This window comes from Streptococcus sp. 2106, from assembly GCF_013277315.1.
In the GTDB taxonomy this organism is placed as follows: Bacteria; Bacillota; Bacilli; order Lactobacillales; family Streptococcaceae; genus Streptococcus; species Streptococcus pseudopneumoniae.
In genome coordinates, this window is sequence record NZ_VMMS01000010.1 from 1 (window position 1) to 16,801 (window position 16,801).

The 16,801-nt window shown below is 42.1% G+C and carries 14 protein-coding genes and 1 pseudogene; 12 read left to right on the forward strand and 3 right to left on the reverse strand.

From position 1 onward, the window contains the following. Positions 1-95: 95 nt before the first annotated feature. Both HT723_RS01215 and HT723_RS01220 read right to left on the reverse strand, forming a co-directional pair. Complete coding sequence (locus HT723_RS01215; RefSeq protein ID WP_000443886.1) at positions 96-755, reverse strand: amino acid ABC transporter permease; 660 nt, start codon at positions 753-755, stop codon at positions 96-98. Between the two features lie 237 nt (positions 756-992). Continuing rightward, a pseudogene (locus HT723_RS01220) lies at positions 993-1,679 on the reverse strand (amino acid ABC transporter ATP-binding protein); the annotation flags it as partial. Between the two features lie 176 nt (positions 1,680-1,855). Here HT723_RS01220 and recJ point away from each other — a divergent pair. From recJ to HT723_RS01265, 9 genes are all read left to right on the forward strand, one after another. Then, positions 1,856-4,078 (forward strand): single-stranded-DNA-specific exonuclease RecJ, encoded by a 2,223-nt coding sequence (gene recJ, locus HT723_RS01225; RefSeq protein ID WP_172934466.1) that lies wholly within the window; start codon positions 1,856-1,858, stop codon positions 4,076-4,078. Between the two features lie 107 nt (positions 4,079-4,185). Continuing rightward, positions 4,186-4,407 carry a hypothetical protein gene (locus HT723_RS11380; protein WP_050260983.1) on the forward strand — a complete coding sequence of 74 codons (222 nt, stop codon included), beginning with the start codon at positions 4,186-4,188 and terminating at the stop codon, positions 4,405-4,407. A gap of 41 nt (positions 4,408-4,448) precedes the next feature. Beyond that, the gene (locus HT723_RS01235; protein WP_172934467.1) at positions 4,449-6,110 is read left to right on the forward strand and encodes a ribonuclease J; all 1,662 of its coding nucleotides are present in this window, start codon (positions 4,449-4,451) and stop codon (positions 6,108-6,110) included. Positions 6,111-6,178: 68 nt separating this feature from the next. After that, positions 6,179-6,958: an alpha/beta hydrolase family protein gene (locus tag HT723_RS01240; protein ID WP_172934468.1), complete on the forward strand. Its 780-nt coding sequence runs from the start codon at positions 6,179-6,181 to the stop codon at positions 6,956-6,958. Between the two features lie 130 nt (positions 6,959-7,088). Beyond that, on the forward strand, positions 7,089-8,309 hold the full coding sequence (locus HT723_RS01245) for an aminoacyltransferase (RefSeq protein WP_050260989.1): 1,221 nt from the start codon (positions 7,089-7,091) through the stop codon (positions 8,307-8,309). Between the two features lie 4 nt (positions 8,310-8,313). After that, entirely contained in the window at positions 8,314-9,546 is a 1,233-nt protein-coding gene (gene murN / locus HT723_RS01250; RefSeq protein ID WP_172934469.1) for a peptidoglycan bridge formation alanyltransferase MurN, read from the forward strand. A gap of 78 nt (positions 9,547-9,624) precedes the next feature. After that, complete coding sequence (locus HT723_RS01255; protein WP_172934470.1) at positions 9,625-10,326, forward strand: M57 family metalloprotease; 702 nt, start codon at positions 9,625-9,627, stop codon at positions 10,324-10,326. Between the two features lie 38 nt (positions 10,327-10,364). Beyond that, positions 10,365-12,212 (forward strand): excinuclease ABC subunit UvrC, encoded by a 1,848-nt coding sequence (uvrC, locus tag HT723_RS01260; protein WP_050208126.1) that lies wholly within the window; start codon positions 10,365-10,367, stop codon positions 12,210-12,212. Continuing rightward, the gene (locus HT723_RS01265; protein ID WP_023940925.1) at positions 12,202-13,035 is read left to right on the forward strand and encodes a metallophosphoesterase family protein; all 834 of its coding nucleotides are present in this window, start codon (positions 12,202-12,204) and stop codon (positions 13,033-13,035) included. Before uvrC ends, HT723_RS01265 begins: the two co-directional genes overlap by 11 nt. A gap of 65 nt (positions 13,036-13,100) precedes the next feature. On the opposite strand, the gene HT723_RS01270 is transcribed toward HT723_RS01265, so the two are convergent. Beyond that, complete coding sequence (locus HT723_RS01270) at positions 13,101-13,901, reverse strand: amino acid ABC transporter substrate-binding protein (protein ID WP_023940924.1); 801 nt, start codon at positions 13,899-13,901, stop codon at positions 13,101-13,103. Between the two features lie 170 nt (positions 13,902-14,071). Between HT723_RS01270 and HT723_RS01275 the strand changes: the two genes are divergently transcribed. The 3 genes from HT723_RS01275 to HT723_RS01285 are packed head-to-tail and all read left to right on the forward strand — an operon-like array spanning position 14,072 to position 16,722. Beyond that, on the forward strand, positions 14,072-14,677 hold the full coding sequence (locus HT723_RS01275) for a nitroreductase family protein (RefSeq protein ID WP_023936577.1): 606 nt from the start codon (positions 14,072-14,074) through the stop codon (positions 14,675-14,677). 12 nt (positions 14,678-14,689) lie between these two features. After that, complete coding sequence (gene pepV, locus HT723_RS01280) at positions 14,690-16,090, forward strand: dipeptidase PepV (protein ID WP_023936575.1); 1,401 nt, start codon at positions 14,690-14,692, stop codon at positions 16,088-16,090. 53 nt (positions 16,091-16,143) lie between these two features. Next, positions 16,144-16,722 (forward strand): uracil-DNA glycosylase family protein, encoded by a 579-nt coding sequence (locus tag HT723_RS01285; RefSeq protein WP_138703015.1) that lies wholly within the window; start codon positions 16,144-16,146, stop codon positions 16,720-16,722. Positions 16,723-16,801: the final 79 nt, after the last annotated feature.

Consider the following 16,801-nt stretch of genomic DNA (forward strand, 5'->3'; position numbering starts at 1 on the left):
CATGGTTTTGAGGTTGTAGATGAAACTGACGAAGTCAGTAACCATACATACGGCAAGGTGAAGCTGACGTGGTTTGAAGAGATTTTCGAAGAGTATTATTCTGCAGCTTGTTGCCAACGTTTGGCTAGCATATGAGACAGGCTAGAAATGGCTAGGTTAAAGCTGAAGTAGATGAGGGCAATCAGTATATAAAGACTGAAGACCTGCTCTGGTTCGAAATAACGGCCCATGAGAATTTGGCTGGCTCCAAAGAGTTCTTGTAGGGCGATAACAGAGTAGAGGAGACTGGTATCCTTAATCACGGTTACAAACTGAGAAATGATGGCTGGCAGCATTTTACGAATGGCTTGTGGGAGAATGATGTAGTAGAGGATTTGGGCTGAAGTGAAGCCTTGTGACATTCCTGCTTCGTACTGCCCCTTGGCTACGGCATTGAGACCGCCTCGGATAATCTCAGCTAAAGCCGCTGATGTAAAGAGTGTGAAGGCAGTGATTCCTGCTGGAGTGGATTTCATCTTGAAAATTAAAAAGATAGTAAAGATCCAGAGAAGGTTGGGAACGTTGCGCACAAATTCGATATAAATGCTGGAAATAATGCGCAAGACAGGATTTTTGCCATTTCTCATGACAGCTAGCACCGTACCGATAAGGGTAGAGAGGACGATGGCAATCAGAGAAATGTAGAGGGTCAAGCCAAATCCTTTAAAGATAAAGACTAGGTTATCTGGGGTCAAAACTTCTAAAATGGATTCCATAGTAACCTCCTAAAGTGAATAGGCTTTTTTATTAGCTTGTTCCATCTTGCGACCAAACTGGGCAACAGGGAAGCATAGAGAAAAGTAGAGAAGGGCAGCGCCTAGAAAGGCTGGAATGTAGTTTCCGTTAAGTGCTGACCAAGACTTGGTCACAAACATCAAGTCCACTCCAGAGATGATAGCGACTGTTGAGGTGTTCTTGATGAGGTTGACAATTTGGTTGGTCAAAGGAGGGAGAATGATGCGGTCGGCAACTTCACGGGCAAAGCCCATTTCATGGGTAACGACAATCATATTCATACCATCGTGGGCCAATTTTTGCATAACCGCTAGAACATCGCCGATGGTTTCAGGGTCAAGAGCAGATGTTGGTTCATCAAAGAGAAGAAGCTCAGGATGCATAGCGAGTCCACGTGCAATGACAATCCGTTGCTTTTGTCCACCAGACAGCATGGCTGGATAAGAATCTTTTTTATCCCACATATTTACAAATTCCAGATATTTTTGAGCTGTTTTTTCAGCTTCTTTTTTATCCCACATATTTACAAATTCCAGATATTTTTGAGCTGTTTTTTCAGCTTCTTTTTTATCAATTCCTAGAACTTTTATGGGTGCGAGTGTTACGTTTTCTAACACTGTTTTATGCGGATAGAGGTTAAAATGCTGGAAAACCATGCCGACTTCCTTACGAAGAGGCACCAAATCTTTCTGGCTGGCACCAGCAACTTGGTGGCCATTGACTAGAAGACTTCCCTTGTCAACAGCCTCCAAACCATTGATGGTGCGGATAAGAGTGGATTTTCCAGAACCAGATGGTCCGAGTAGGACAACGACTTGTCCTTTTTCAAAACGGAGATTGATGTCGCGGAGTGCGTGGTAGTCTCCGTAATATTTTTCGACGTGTTCAAATTCTACTAAAGCCATAAGGAGTCTCCTTTGCATTAGATTTTATAACATGATTCTGCACCAAAAGATTTGTCTTGTCAAATCATATCTGAAAAAATTCACTAAAATTTTATAAAAAAGCAATCTGGATAGAGAAAACGTCTAAATCATGTTATAATGAAGCAATAGAATTCTTAGAAAGAGTGGATGTCTTTTTGATAACACCTACTTATGAATGGCAGTTTGCCCCGCAGGTAGAAGATGCGGATTTTACAAAGATAGCCAAGAAGGCTGGACTGGGTCCTGAGGTGGCTCGGTTGTTGTTTGAGAGAGGGATTCAGGACCAAGAAAGTCTGAAGAAGTTTTTAGAACCTTCCTTGGAGAATTTGCATGACCCTTATCTGCTCCATGATATGGACAAGGCAGTGGAACGGATTCGTCAGGCCATTGAAGAAGGGGAAAATATTCTCGTTTATGGAGACTACGATGCGGATGGCATGACTTCGGCTTCGATTGTGAAGGAAAGTTTGGAACAACTTGGTGCTGAGTGCCGAGTTTACCTGCCAAATCGTTTTACCGATGGCTATGGCCCTAATGCTAGTGTTTATAAATACTTTATCGAGCAAGAAGGGATTTCCTTGATTGTGACGGTGGACAATGGGGTTGCTGGTCATGAGGCTATTGCATTGGCTCAGTCTATGGGAGTAGATGTCATTGTGACAGACCATCATTCCATGCCTGAAACCCTACCAGATGCCTATGCCATCGTTCATCCTGAACATCCGGATGCGGACTATCCTTTCAAATATTTGGCTGGTTGTGGAGTTGCTTTCAAGTTGGCTTGTGCCCTGTTAGAAGAAGTACAAGTGGAATTGCTTGATTTGGTCGCTATTGGTACCATTGCTGATATGGTTAGTTTGACAGATGAGAACCGTATCTTGGTTCAGTATGGTCTGGAAATGTTGGGACATACTCAGCGCATTGGTTTACAAGAAATGCTGGATATGGCTGGGATTGCCGCCAACGAAGTAACAGAAGAAACGGTTGGTTTCCAGATTGCTCCTCGTTTGAATGCCTTGGGCCGCTTGGATGATCCCAATCCTGCCATTGATTTGCTGACTGGATTTGATGATGAGGAAGCGCATGAGATTGCCCTTATGATTCACCAGAAAAACGAAGAGCGCAAGGAAATCGTTCAGTCTATCTATGAAGAAGCCAAGACCATGGTGGATCCTGAGAAGAAGGTTCAGGTCTTGGCCAAGGAAGGCTGGAATCCTGGGGTTCTAGGAATCGTGGCTGGCCGTTTGTTGGAAGAACTAGGGCAGACAGTTATTGTTCTTAATATAGAAGACGGTCGTGCCAAGGGTAGTGCTCGTAGTGTGGAAGCGGTCGATATTTTTGAGGCTCTGGATCCTCATCGAGACCTCTTCATCGCCTTTGGTGGCCATGCTGGTGCGGCTGGCATGACGCTGGAAGTTGAGAAACTCTCAGATTTATCTCAGGTTTTGGAAGATTATGTCCGTGAAAAAGGCGCGGATGCTGGTGGCAAGAACAAGTTAAATCTAGATGAAGAGCTGGATTTGGAGGCTTTGAGTCTTGAAACAGTCAAGAACTTTGAGCGCTTGGCACCTTTTGGAATGGATAATCAGAAACCTGTCTTTTATATCAAGGATTTTCAGGTCGAAAGTGCCCGTACTATGGGGGCAGGTAATGCCCATCTCAAGTTGAAAATTTCCAAAGGTGAGGAGAGTTTTGAAGTGGTAGCCTTTGGCCAAGGTAGATGGGCGACAGAGTTTTCCCAAACCAAGAATCTAGAGCTGGCAGTCAAATTGTCTGTCAACCAATGGAATGGCCAAACTGCCCTGCAGTTGATGATGGTGGATGCGCGTGTGGAGGGTGTTCAACTTTTTAACATCCGTGGGAAGAATGCAGTCTTGCCAGAAGGGGTTCCAGTCTTGGATTTTGCTGGGGAACTGCCCAATTTAGTAAATAGTGATGCTGTGGTTGTAAAAATCATTCCTGAGGATATTACTCAGCTGAAGACCATTTTTCAGGAGCAGAATTTTTCTGCTGTCTATTTCAAAAATGATATTGACAAGGCCTATTATCTGACAGGTTATGGGACTAGAGATCAGTTTGCCAAATTGTACAAGACTATTTACCAGTTCCCAGAGTTTGATATTCGCTACAAGCTGAAAGATTTGGCTACTTATCTCAATATCCAACAAATCTTGTTGGTCAAGATGATTCAAGTCTTTAAAGAGCTAGGCTTTGTGACCATCAAAGATGGGGTCATGACAGTCAATAAAGAAGCGCCAAAGCGAGAAATCGGAGAAAGTCAGATTTACCAGAATCTCAAACAAACCGTCAAAGACCAAGAAATGATGGCACTAGGAACTGTGCAAGAAATTTATGACTTTTTGATGGAAAAAGAGTAGCAGATAGGAAAGAGTTGGGAAACCAGCTCTTTTTTGAAAACAAATCTTCATTTTGAAAATCATCAAAAAAATGGTATAATGGTAGGAAAAGATTCGGCTAATACTCAATGAAAATCAGAGAGCAAACTAGGAAGCTAGTTGCAGGTTGCTCAAAGCACTGCTTTGAGGTTGTGGATAAAACTGACGAAGTCAGCTCAAAACACGGTTTTGAGGTTGTAGATGAAACTGACGAAGTCAGTAACCATACATACGGTAAGGCGAAGCTGACGTGGTTTGAAGAGATTTTCGAAGAGTATAAAAGTAATAGTGCTTTTAGAATAAGAGGGTAAGCAACCCTATAATCAAGATAAACAAAGCTTTCGGAGGAAAAATGAGTAATATCAGTTTAACAACACTTGGTGGTGTACGTGAAAACGGGAAAAATATGTATATCGCTGAAATCAATGGGTCTATTTTCGTTTTGGATGCAGGTCTAAAATATCCTGAAAATGAACAACTAGGGGTGGATGTGGTCATTCCCAATATGGACTACCTTTTTGAAAATAGCGACCGTATCGCTGGGGTCTTCTTGACTCACGGTCATGCGGATGCCATTGGTGCTCTGCCTTATCTCTTGGCTGAAGCCAAGGTACCTGTATTCGGCTCTGAGTTGACCATTGAGTTGGCAAAACTCTTTGTCAAGGGAAATGACACAGTTAAGAAATTCAATGATTTCCATGTTATCGATGAGGATACGGAGATTGATTTTGGAGGGACAGTGGTGTCCTTCTTCCGTACGACCCACTCTATCCCAGAGAGTCTGGGTGTTGTCTTGAAGACAGCTGAGGGTAGTATCGTTTATACAGGTGACTTCAAATTTGACCAGACAGCTAGTGAATCTTATGCGACAGACTTTGCTCGTTTGGCGGAAATCGGTCGTGACGGAGTTCTAGCTCTGCTCAGTGATTCAGCCAATGCGGACAGCAATATCCAAGTGGCTAGCGAAAGTGAAGTTGGGGATGAAATCACTCAAACCATTTCTGATTGGGAGGGACGTATCATCGTTGCAGCGGTAGCTAGCAACCTTTCTCGTATCCAGCAGGTGTTTGACGCTGCGGATGCAACAGGCCGCCGTGTGGTCTTGACAGGATTCGATATTGAAAATATCGTCCGTACTGCTATTCGCCTTAAGAAATTGTCTCTAGCTAACGAGAGTCTTTTGATTAAGCCAAAAGATATGTCTCGCTTTGAAGACCATGAGTTGATTATCCTTGAGACAGGTCGTATGGGTGAGCCAATCAACGGTCTTCGCAAGATGTCAATTGGTCGTCACCGTTATGTGGAAATCAAGGACGGTGACTTGGTCTATATCGTAACGACTCCATCTATCGCCAAAGAAGCGGTCATGGCGCGTGTGGAAAACATGATTTACCAAGCTGGCGGTGTTGTCAAATTGATCACCCAAAGCTTACGTGTGTCAGGACATGGAAATGCGCGTGATTTGCAGTTGATGATCAATCTCTTGCAACCCAAGCATCTCTTCCCGATTCAAGGGGAATACCGTGAGTTGGATGCCCATGCTAAGGCTGCTATGGCAGTTGGGATGTTGCCAGAACGCATTTTCATCCCTAAAAAGGGAACCAGCATGGCTTATGAGAATGGAGACTTTGTCCCAGCTGGTGCGGTTTCGGCAGGGGATGTCTTGATTGACGGAAATGCTATCGGTGATGTTGGTAATGTAGTCCTTCGTGACCGTAAGGTCTTGTCAGAGGACGGTATTTTCATCGTCGCAATCACCGTTAACCGTCGTGAGAAGAAAATTGTGGCCAAGGCCCGTGTTCACACGCGTGGATTTGTTTATCTCAAGAAGAGTCGCGATATTCTCCGTGAAAGTTCAGAATTGATTAACAAAACGGTAGAAGACTATCTGCAAGGAGATGACTTTGACTGGGCAGATCTTAAAGGCAAGGTTCGGGATAATCTGACCAAGTATCTCTTTGATCAAACTAAGCGTCGTCCAGCTATTCTACCAGTAGTCATGGAAGCAAAATAATCATTGAAATAAGTAAAGATAAAGTCTAGTTTCGGCTTTTTCTTATCGGAAAATAGAAGGAGAAAATCATGGCAGTAATGAAAATCGAGTATTACTCACAAGTTTTGGATATGGAGTGGGGAGTGAATGTCCTCTACCCTGATGCCAATCGAGTGGAAGAACCAGAGTGTGAAGATATTCCCGTCTTGTGCCTCTTGCACGGGATGTCTGGCAATCATAATAGTTGGCTCAAGCGGACCAATGTAGAACGCTTGCTTCGAGCTACTAATCTCATTGTTGTTATGCCTAATACCAGCAACGGTTGGTACACCGATACCCAATATGGTTTTGACTACTACACGGCTCTAGCAGAGGAATTGCCACAGGTTTTGAAACGCTTCTTCCCTAATATGACCAGTAAGCGTGAAAAGACCTTTATCGCTGGTCTCTCCATGGGAGGCTACGGCTGTTTCAAATTGGCTCTTGCGACAAATCGTTTTTCTCATGCAGCTAGTTTTTCAGGTGCTCTCAGCTTTCAAGATTTTTCTCCTGAGAGCCAAAATCTGGGAAGTCCAGCCTACTGGAGAGGTGTTTTTGGAGAGATTAGAGACTGGACAACTAGTCCCTATTCTCTTGAAAGTCTGGCTAAAAAATCGGATAAAAATACCAAACTTTGGGCGTGGTGTGGCGAACAGGATTTCTTGTATGAAGCCAATAATCTAGCAGTGAAAAATCTCAAAAAATTAGGTTTTGATGTGACCTATAGCCATAGCGCTGGAACTCACGAGTGGTATTATTGGGAAAAACAATTGGAACGGTTTCTAGCAACCCTGCCAATCGATTTCAAATTAGAAGAGAGATTGAGTTAGTTTTTTATAAATGAACCACTATCTATAGTTATTCTTGGCTTCAAAACAATGATGGAAGTCTGTTTTCACTAGACTTTTCAAACGAAAGTAGTAGAATAGTAATAAGATATTGGAGGAAAGAGAGTAGGAAATGTACCGTTATCAAATTGGCATTCCCACATTAGAATATGATCAGTTTGTCAAAGAACATGAATTAGCCAATGTATTACAAAGTAGTGCTTGGGAAGAAGTGAAGTCTGATTGGCAACATGAGAAGTTTGGTGTTTACAGGGAAGAAAAATTACTGGCGACAGCTAGTATTTTGATTAGAACTCTTCCGTTAGGCTATAAAATGTTTTACGTCCCAAGAGGACCTATATTGGATTATGGAGATACAGAACTCTTGAGTTTTGTCATTCAGTCCATTAAGTCTTATGCTCGTAGCAAGAGAGCTATTTTTGTGACTTTTGACCCAAGTATTTGCCTGTCTCAAAGTTTAATTAATCAGGAAAAAACAGAATTTCCTGAAAATCTGGCTATTATTGATAGTTTGCAACAAATGGGAGTAAGGTGGTCAGGAAAAACAGAGGAAATGGGAGACACCATTCAACCTCGTATTCAGGTGAAAATATACAAGGAAAATTTTGAAGAAGATAAACTTTCCAAGTCAACAAAACAGGCTATTCGAACAGCACGGAATAAGGGGATAGAGATTCAATTTGGTGGAACTGAATTATTGGACTCTTTTTCCTTTTTGATGAAAAAAACCGAGAAGCGGAAAGAGATTCATTTGAGGAATGAAGCCTATTATAAAAAGTTGTTAGATAATTTTAAGGACAAGGCCTACATCACCTTGGCAACCTTGGATGTCTCTAAACGTTCGCAAGAATTAGAAGAACAGTTAGCGAAAAACAGAGCCTTGGAAGAGACCTTTACTGATTCGACTCGAACTTCAAAAGTAGAAGCGCAGAAGAAGGAAAAAGAACGTTTGTTAGAGGAATTGACTTTCCTGCAGGAATATATGGATGCAGGTCAAGCAAGAGTTCCCTTAGCGGCTACCTTGACTTTAGAATTCGGACAAACTTCTGTCAATCTATACGCAGGAATGGATGAAGATTTTAGACGTTATAAAGCTCCTATTTTGACTTGGTATGAGACAGCTCGATATTCCTTTGAACGTGGCATTTTATGGCAAAATTTAGGAGGCGTCGAGAATGCTTTAGATGGTGGACTCTATCGTTTTAAAGCTAATTTTAATCCAACGATCGAAGAATACTTGGGTGAATTTACAATTCCTACCCATCCTCTCTATCCTCTGTTAAGACTTGCTCTTGATTTCCGTAAAACATTAAGAAAAAAACATAGAAAGTAAGTATATGGCACTAACTACACTCACGAAAGAAGAGTTTCGTACTTATTCTGATCAGGTTTCTTCTCGTTCCTTTATGCAATCTGTTCAGATGGGGGACTTGTTAGAAAAAAGAGGGGCTCGAATTGTTTATCTTGCTTTGAAACAAGGAGGAGAGATTCAAGTTGCAGCTCTGGTTTATAGCTTGCCCATGCTGGGTGGTCTGCATATGGAGCTCAATTCGGGTCCGATTTATATCCAACAAGATGCTCTTCCAGTTTTTTATGCGGAGTTAAAAGAATATGCCAAGCAAAATGGTGTATTAGAGCTGCTTGTAAAACCTTATGAAACTTATCAAACTTTTGATAGCCAAGGTAATCCAATAGATGCTGAGAAAAAAAGTGTCATTCAAGGTTTAACTGATTTAGGTTATCAATTTGATGGATTGACAAGAGGTTACCCAGGTGGAGAACCAGATTGGTTATACTATAAAGATTTAACTGAATTAACTGAAAAGAGTTTGCTTAAAAGTTTTAGCAAAAAGGGTAAACCCTTGGTGAAAAAGGCTGAAACCTTTGGCATTCGGTTGAAAAAGTTAAAACGTGAAGAACTATCGATTTTTAAGAATATAACAAAAGAAACCTCTGAACGTAGAGAATATAGTGATAAAAGTTTAGAATATTATGAGCATTTTTATGATACTTTTGGAGAACAAGCGGAGTTTCTCATAGCAAGCTTAAATTTTTCGGACTATATGAGCAAATTGCAAGGTGAACAAAGTAAACTAGAAGAAAACTTGAACAAGTTGCGACTTGATTTGAGTAAAAATCCTCATTCTGAGAAAAAACAAAATCAACTGAGAGAATATTCTAGTCAATTTGAAACATTTGAAGTTCGAAAAGCAGAAGCGCGAGACTTGATTGAAAAATATGGAGAAGAAGATATTGTTTTAGCCGGGAGTTTATTTGTTTATATGCCTCAGGAAACGACTTACCTCTTTAGTGGTTCCTACACTGAGTTTAATAAATTCTATTCCCCTGCACTGCTTCAAAAATATGTTATGTTGGAAAGCATAAAACGTGGAATACCTAAATACAACTTCCTAGGCATTCAAGGGATTTTTGATGGAAGTGATGGTGTTTTGCGTTTTAAACAGAATTTTAATGGCTATATTGTACGCAAAGCAGGTACTTTCCGTTACCATCCATCTCCTTTAAAATACAAAGCTATCCAGTTACTCAAAAAAATAGTAGGACGTTAAGATGAAAAAGTCAGTATTTAGCTTTCTTTTAGCTTCTTTTAGTAAAATAATTTTTATTTGCTAGAAAGGTGGAGGGACATGCGCTGGCTTTTTCGTTTGATAGGGACTTTCTTTTCTTTTGTTTGGCGTTTGTTTTGGCGCCTGGTTTGGATTGTTTTGCTTTTATGCACTCTTGCTTTCGGATTTCTCTGGTATCTGAACGGGGATTTCCAAGGAGCGCTGAAGCAAGTAGAGCGGTCAGTAAAAATTGGTCAACAAAGTATTGACCAATGGGAGAAAACAGGGCAACTGCCTAAGTTAAGCCAGACAGATAGTCACCAGCATTCTGAAGGAAGGTGGCCACAGGCCTCTGCTCGTATTTACCTGGATCCGCAGATGGATTCACGCTTTCAAGAGGCTTATGTAGAAGCAATCCAGAACTGGAATCAAACTGGTGCTTTTAACTTTGAACTCGTGACTGAGTCTAGTAAGGCGGATATTACGGCTACGGAGATGAACGACGGAGGCACTCCTGTGGCAGGAGAGGCGGAAAGTCAAACTAATCTCTTAACAGGGCAATTCTTGTCCGTAACGGTGCGCTTGAATCATTATTATTTGTCCAATCCATACTATGGCTATTCCTATGAACGCCTTGTCCATACGGCAGAACATGAGTTAGGTCATGCGATTGGCTTGGACCATACAGATGAGAAGTCTGTCATGCAACCAGCAGGTTCTTTTTATGGTATCCAGGAAGAGGATGTTGAAAGACTTCGAAAATTATATGAGACCAATGAGTAGGGGACTATTTTTCCCTACTTTTTTGCTATAATGGAATTATGAACAACTTGATTAAATCAAAACTAGAGCTCTTGCCGACCAGCCCTGGTTGTTACATTCACAAGGATAAAAACGGCACCATTATCTATGTAGGAAAGGCTAAAAATCTGCGTAACCGCGTGCGGTCCTATTTCCGTGGAAGTCATGATACCAAAACAGAGGCTTTGGTGTCTGAAATTGTAGATTTTGAATTTATCGTTACGGAGTCTAATATTGAGGCACTTCTCCTAGAAATCAACCTGATCAAGGAAAATAAGCCTAAATACAATATCATGCTCAAGGATGACAAGTCCTATCCCTTCATCAAAATCACTAATGAGCGCTATCCACGCTTGATTATCACTCGTCAGGTCAAGAAGGACGGAGGTCTCTACTTTGGTCCCTATCCAGATGTAGGAGCAGCCAATGAAATCAAGCGACTACTGGATCGGATTTTCCCTTTTCGTAAGTGTACCAATCCACCGTCTAAGGTCTGTTTTTACTACCATATCGGCCAATGCATGAGCCACACCATCTGTAAGAAGGATGAGGACTATTTCAAGTCTATGGCTCAGGAGGTTTCTGATTTTCTGAAAGGGCAAGATGATAAAATCATTGATAACCTCAAGGGCAAAATGGCAGCGGCGGCTCAGACTATGGAGTTTGAACGTGCGGCGGAATACCGTGACCTGATTCAGGCTATTGGAACGCTTCGAACCAAGCAACGGGTCATGGCTAAGGATCTCCAAAATCGCGATGTCTTTGGCTACTATGTGGATAAGGGCTGGATGTGTGTGCAAGTTTTCTTTGTTCGTCAGGGCAAGCTCATCGAGCGCGATGTCAATCTCTTCCCCTACTTCAATGATCCAGATGAGGATTTCTTGACCTATGTGGGACAATTCTATCAAGAAAAATCTCACCTAGTTCCCAATGAGGTACTGATTCCGCAGGATATTGACGAAGAAGCTGTCAAGGCTTTGGTGGATACCAAGATTCTCAAACCCCAACGTGGAGAGAAAAAACAGCTGGTCAATCTAGCCATAAAAAATGCACGTGTTAGTCTGGAGCAGAAATTTAACCTGCTAGAAAAATCAGTCGAAAAGACCCAAGGAGCTATTGAAAATCTAGGACGTTTGCTCCAAATTCCGACTCCAGTTCGCATCGAGTCCTTCGATAATTCCAACATCATGGGGACTAGTCCTGTTTCAGCTATGGTGGTCTTTGTCAACGGCAAACCAAGTAAAAAAGATTATCGTAAGTATAAAATCAAGACTGTCGTTGGACCAGACGACTATGCCAGTATGCGTGAGGTTATTCGCAGACGTTATGGTCGAGTACAACGAGAAGGTTTGACTCCTCCAGATTTGATTGTCATTGATGGGGGACAAGGTCAAGTCAATATCGCCAAGCAAGTCATCCAAGAGGAACTGGGCTTGGATATTCCCATTGCAGGTCTGCAAAAGAATGATAAGCACCAAACTCATGAATTGCTCTTTGGAGATCCGCTGGAAGTGGTGGACTTGTCTCGTAATTCTCAGGAATTTTTCCTCCTCCAACGTATCCAAGATGAGGTGCACCGCTTTGCTATCACTTTCCATCGCCAACTGCGCTCCAAAAATTCCTTTTCATCACAATTGGATGGGATTGACGGTCTGGGACCTAAACGCAAGCAAAATCTCATGAGGCACTTCAAGTCTCTGACCAAAATCAAGGAAGCAAGTGTGGATGAGATTGTCGAAGTCGGTGTGCCTAGAGTCGTTGCAGAAGCTGTGCAGAGGAAGTTGAACTCGCAGGAAACAGAAACCTTGCCTCAAGTGGCAGAAGAAAGAGTAGATTATCAAACAGAAGGAGACCATCATGAACCATAAAATCGCAATTTTATCAGATATTCATGGCAATGCGACAGCCTTAGAAGCAGTGATTGCAGATGCTAAAACCCAAGGAGTCAGTGAATATTGGATTCTGGGAGATATTTTTCTACCTGGTCCAGGTGCAAATGACTTGGTCGCCCTGCTAAAGGACCTTCCTATCACAGCCAGTGTTCGAGGCAATTGGGATGATTGTGTCCTTGAGGTCTTGGATGGGCAATACGGTTTGGAACATCCAAAAGAAATCCAGCTCATGCGATTGACCCAGTTTTTGATGGAGCGAATGGATCCTGCAACGATTGTCTGGCTACGAAGCTTGCCTTTGCTGGAAAAGAAAGAAATTGACGGATTGCGCTTTTCTATCTCTCATAATTTACCTGACAAAAACTATGGTGGTGACTTGCTAGTTGAGAATGATACAGAGAAATTTGACCAACTCCTAGATGAGGAAACCGACGTGGCAGTCTATGGTCATGTCCACAAGCAGTTGCTTCGTTACGGCAGTCAAGGGCAACAAATCATCAATCCAGGGTCGATTGGCATGCCCTATTTTAATTGGGATGCGTTAAAAAATCACCGTGCCCAGTATGCCGTGATAGAAATTGAAGATGGGGAATTGGTAAATATCCTATTTCGTAAAGTTGCTTATGACTACGAAGCGGAGTTGGAATTGGCTAAGTCTCAGGGGCTTCCCTTTATCGAAATGTATGAAGAACTACGTCGTGAAGATAACTATCAGGGACACAATCTGGAATTATTAGCAAGCTTAATAGAAAAGCATGGGTATGTAGAAGATGTGAAGAATTTTTTTGATTTTTTGTAAGAGTTTCCTAAAATAACCAATGCAAATTAAAAACGATTGGCTCGTCCAATCGCTTTTAGTATATCTTATTGTAACTGAGATTGATCTGGGAGATAAGAACCACCTAGATAGGTATTGCTGAGTTTTTCGAGTGTTCCGTCTTGGTAGAGTTCTTTGAGTGCTTTATCAAATTGTTCTTTAAACTCTTTTTGGTCGCTTGAGAAAACAATATAATTGTTGGGGCTATCGACAGAAGGTAAATCAACAACTGAGAGATCTAGGTCGCGGTCCTTGATGATCTTTTGAACGGATACCTTGTCAAAGACTAGGAAATCAAATTCACCGTTAGCAAGGTCTAGGATTCGTTTACCGATATCTTCACCAGAAAAATCGATAGTAGCAGGATTGTCAGTGTGTTTCTGATTCCAGTTATTGATGAATTGAGCGTTTGAAGTTCCGGTATCCTCTTGCGTTGTTTTGCCAGCAATTTGATCAAGAGAAGTCAAAGGATTTTTCTTGTTGCTAACAAGGACGAGGGGATTGTTGGAAATCGGAAGCGAGTATAGGTATTTTTCAGCACGCTCTTTTGTGTAACTCAAGTTATTGGCAGCTGCTTGATAGTGACCAGAATCAAGTCCAGGGAAGATACTTTCCCAGGCAGTTCTTTGGAATTGAATCTCGTAGTCGCTGAGTTTTTCATCCACTGCTTTTAGAACTTCGATATCGAAGCCTGTCAGATTTCCCTTGTCTTCGTAGTCAAATGGCGGCACGTCGCCAGCTGTAGCAAGGACGATTGTCTTTTGAGCGCTAGTCTCTTTGGGTGTAGCTTGATTCCCACAGGCAACCAAAAATGGTAGGATAGCTAGTAATAGGCTAAATTTTTTCATACTGTCTCCATTCAAATGTAAAGTACTTGCTAGTTTATCAGAAATGTTCCTGATAAACCAATATATATCTTTTATGTCTGTGATAGAAAAACTTAATCATGAAAAATCCCTGCAAGCTCTTTCAAATTATGGTAGAATGGAAGCAGTAGAATTAGAAAAGGAAATCGATTATGAAATTTCTTGAATTAAATAAAAAACGTCATGCGACTAAGCATTTCACTGATAAGCCAGTTGATCCAAAAGATGTGCGTACGGCTATCGAAATTGCAACCTTGGCACCAAGTGCCCACAACAGCCAGCCTTGGAAATTTGTGGTGGTACGTGAGAAAAATGCCGAACTAGCAAAATTGGCTTACGGTTCCAACTTTGAACAGGTATCATCAGCGCCTGTAACTATTGCCCTCTTTACGGATACAGACCTTGCCAAACGTGCTCGTAAGATTGCCCGAGTTGGTGGTGCTAACAATTTCTCAGAAGAACAACTTCAATACTTCATGAAAAATTTGCCAGCTGAATTTGCACGCTACAATGAACAACAAGTCAGCGACTACCTAGCCCTCAATGCAGGTTTGGTTGCTATGAACTTGGTTCTTGCTCTGACAGACCAAGGAATTGGATCTAACATTATCCTTGGTTTTGACAAATCAAAAGTTAATGAAGTTTTGGAAATTGAAGAACGTTTCCGGCCAGAACTCTTGATCACAGTGGGTTACACAGACGAGAAATTGGAACCAAGCTACCGCTTGCCAGTAGATGAAATCATCGAGAAAAGATAGAAAGAAGAAAAAATGACAGCAATTGATTTTACAGCAGAAGTAGAAAAACGCAAAGAAGACCTCTTGGCTGACTTGTTTAGCCTTTTGGAAATCAATTCAGAACGTGATGACAGCAAGGTTGATGCTGAACATCCATTTGGGCCTGGTCCAGTAAAAGCCTTGGAGAAATTCCTTGAAATCGCAGACCGTGATGGCTACCCAACTAAGAATGTCGATAACTACGCAGGACATTTTGAGTTTGGTGATGGAGAAGAAGTTCTCGGAATCTTTGCCCATATGGATGTGGTGCCTGCTGGTAGCGGTTGGGACACAGACCCTTACACACCAACTATCAAAGATGGTCGCCTTTATGCGCGTGGTGCTTCAGATGACAAGGGACCTACAACAGCTTGCTACTATGGTTTGAAAATCATCAAAGAATTGGGCCTTCCAACTTCTAAGAAAGTTCGCTTCATCGTTGGAACAGACGAAGAATCAGGCTGGGCAGACATGGACTACTACTTTGAGCACGTAGGACTTGCCAAACCAGATTTCGGTTTCTCACCAGATGCTGAATTTCCAATCATCAATGGTGAAAAAGGAAATATCACGGAATACCTCCACTTTGCAGGAGAAAATACAGGTGCTGCCCGTCTTCACAGCTTTACAGGTGGTTTACGTGAAAACATGGTACCAGAATCAGCAACAGCAGTCGTTTCAGGTGATTTAGCTGACTTGCAAGCTAAACTAGATGCCTTTGTTGCAGAACACAAACTTAGAGGAGAACTCCAAGAAGAAGCTGGCCAATACAAGGTGACGATCATTGGTAAATCAGCCCATGGTGCTATGCCTGCTTCAGGTGTCAATGGCGCAACTTACCTTGCCCTCTTCCTCAGCCAGTTTGGCTTTGCTGGTCCAGCCAAAGACTACCTTGACATCGCAGGTAAAATTCTATTGAACGATCATGAGGGTGAAAATCTCAAGATTGCTCATGTGGATGAAAAGATGGGTGCTCTTTCTATGAATGCTGGCGTCTTCCGCTTCGATGAAACAAGTGCTGATAATACCATTGCCCTTAACATCCGCTATCCAAAAGGAACAAGTCCAGAACAAATCAAGTCAATCCTAGAAAACTTGCCAGTTGCTTCTGTCAGTCTATCAGAACATGGTCATACCCCTCACTATGTGCCAATGGAAGATCCACTTGTGCAAACTTTGTTGAATGTCTATGAAAAACAAACTGGCCTACAAGGTCATGAGCAAGTCATCGGTGGTGGAACCTTTGGTCGCTTGCTAGAACGCGGAGTTGCCTACGGTGCTATGTTCCCAGACTCGATTGATACCATGCACCAAGCCAATGAATTTATCGCTTTGGATGATTTTTTCCGAGCAGCAGCAATCTATGCCGAAGCTATTTACGAATTGATCAAATAAAACGATAGAAGTCTGAGATCTTATGCTTGGACTTCTTTTTGGAGGGAAAGTAGATGTCTCAAATCGAAAGAATCAAACAGGCTATCACGGCGGATTCGCAGAATGCCAGCTATACAGAGCGTGGCATTGAGCCTCTCTTTGCAGCGCCAAAAACTGCTCGCATCAATATCATCGGTCAGGCTCCGGGACTTAAAACTCAAGAAGCAAGCCTTTACTGGAAAGATAAAAGTGGTGACCGCTTGCGGGACTGGCTAGGTGTGGATGAAGATACCTTTTATAATTCAGGTTATTTTGCTGTTTTGCCTATGGATTTCTACTTTCCAGGGCATGGTAAGTCAGGTGATTTACCGCCGCGAGCAGGTTTTGCAGAAAAATGGCATCCGCAGCTCTTACAGGAATTGCCTGATATTCAGTTAACCCTCTTGATTGGGCAATATGCCCAAGCCTACTATTTACAGGAGAAAATCAGTGGGAAGGTAACGGAGAGGGTGAAACACTATAAAGACTATCTGCCAACCTATTTTCCACTAGTTCACCCCTCACCACGAAATCAAATCTGGATGGCCAAAAATCCTTGGTTTGAGTCAGAAGTGGTGCCAGATTTGAAAAAAAGAATTAAAACCATTTTATAGTCAATGAAAATCAAAGAGCAAACTAGGAAGCTGGCCGCAGGTTGCTCAAAGTACAGCTTTGAGGTTGTGGATAGAACTG

Excerpts from the sequence above, each read along its gene's own strand:
- HT723_RS01215 (WP_000443886.1), bottom strand. The coding sequence starts at position 755 with ATGGAATCCATTTTAGAAGTTTTGACCCCAGATAACCTAGTCTTTATC.
- HT723_RS11380 (WP_050260983.1), top strand. The coding sequence starts at position 4,186 with ATGAAAATCAGAGAGCAAACTAGGAAGCTAGTTGCAGGTTGCTCAAAG.
- HT723_RS01235 (WP_172934467.1), top strand. The coding sequence starts at position 4,449 with ATGAGTAATATCAGTTTAACAACACTTGGTGGTGTACGTGAAAACGGG.
- HT723_RS01240 (WP_172934468.1), top strand. The coding sequence starts at position 6,179 with ATGGCAGTAATGAAAATCGAGTATTACTCACAAGTTTTGGATATGGAG.
- HT723_RS01245 (WP_050260989.1), top strand. The coding sequence starts at position 7,089 with ATGTACCGTTATCAAATTGGCATTCCCACATTAGAATATGATCAGTTT.
- murN (WP_172934469.1), top strand. The coding sequence starts at position 8,314 with ATGGCACTAACTACACTCACGAAAGAAGAGTTTCGTACTTATTCTGAT.
- HT723_RS01255 (WP_172934470.1), top strand. The coding sequence starts at position 9,625 with ATGCGCTGGCTTTTTCGTTTGATAGGGACTTTCTTTTCTTTTGTTTGG.
- uvrC (WP_050208126.1), top strand. The coding sequence starts at position 10,365 with ATGAACAACTTGATTAAATCAAAACTAGAGCTCTTGCCGACCAGCCCT.
- HT723_RS01265 (WP_023940925.1), top strand. The coding sequence starts at position 12,202 with ATGAACCATAAAATCGCAATTTTATCAGATATTCATGGCAATGCGACA.
- HT723_RS01270 (WP_023940924.1), bottom strand. The coding sequence starts at position 13,901 with ATGAAAAAATTTAGCCTATTACTAGCTATCCTACCATTTTTGGTTGCC.
- HT723_RS01275 (WP_023936577.1), top strand. The coding sequence starts at position 14,072 with ATGAAATTTCTTGAATTAAATAAAAAACGTCATGCGACTAAGCATTTC.
- pepV (WP_023936575.1), top strand. The coding sequence starts at position 14,690 with ATGACAGCAATTGATTTTACAGCAGAAGTAGAAAAACGCAAAGAAGAC.
- HT723_RS01285 (WP_138703015.1), top strand. The coding sequence starts at position 16,144 with ATGTCTCAAATCGAAAGAATCAAACAGGCTATCACGGCGGATTCGCAG.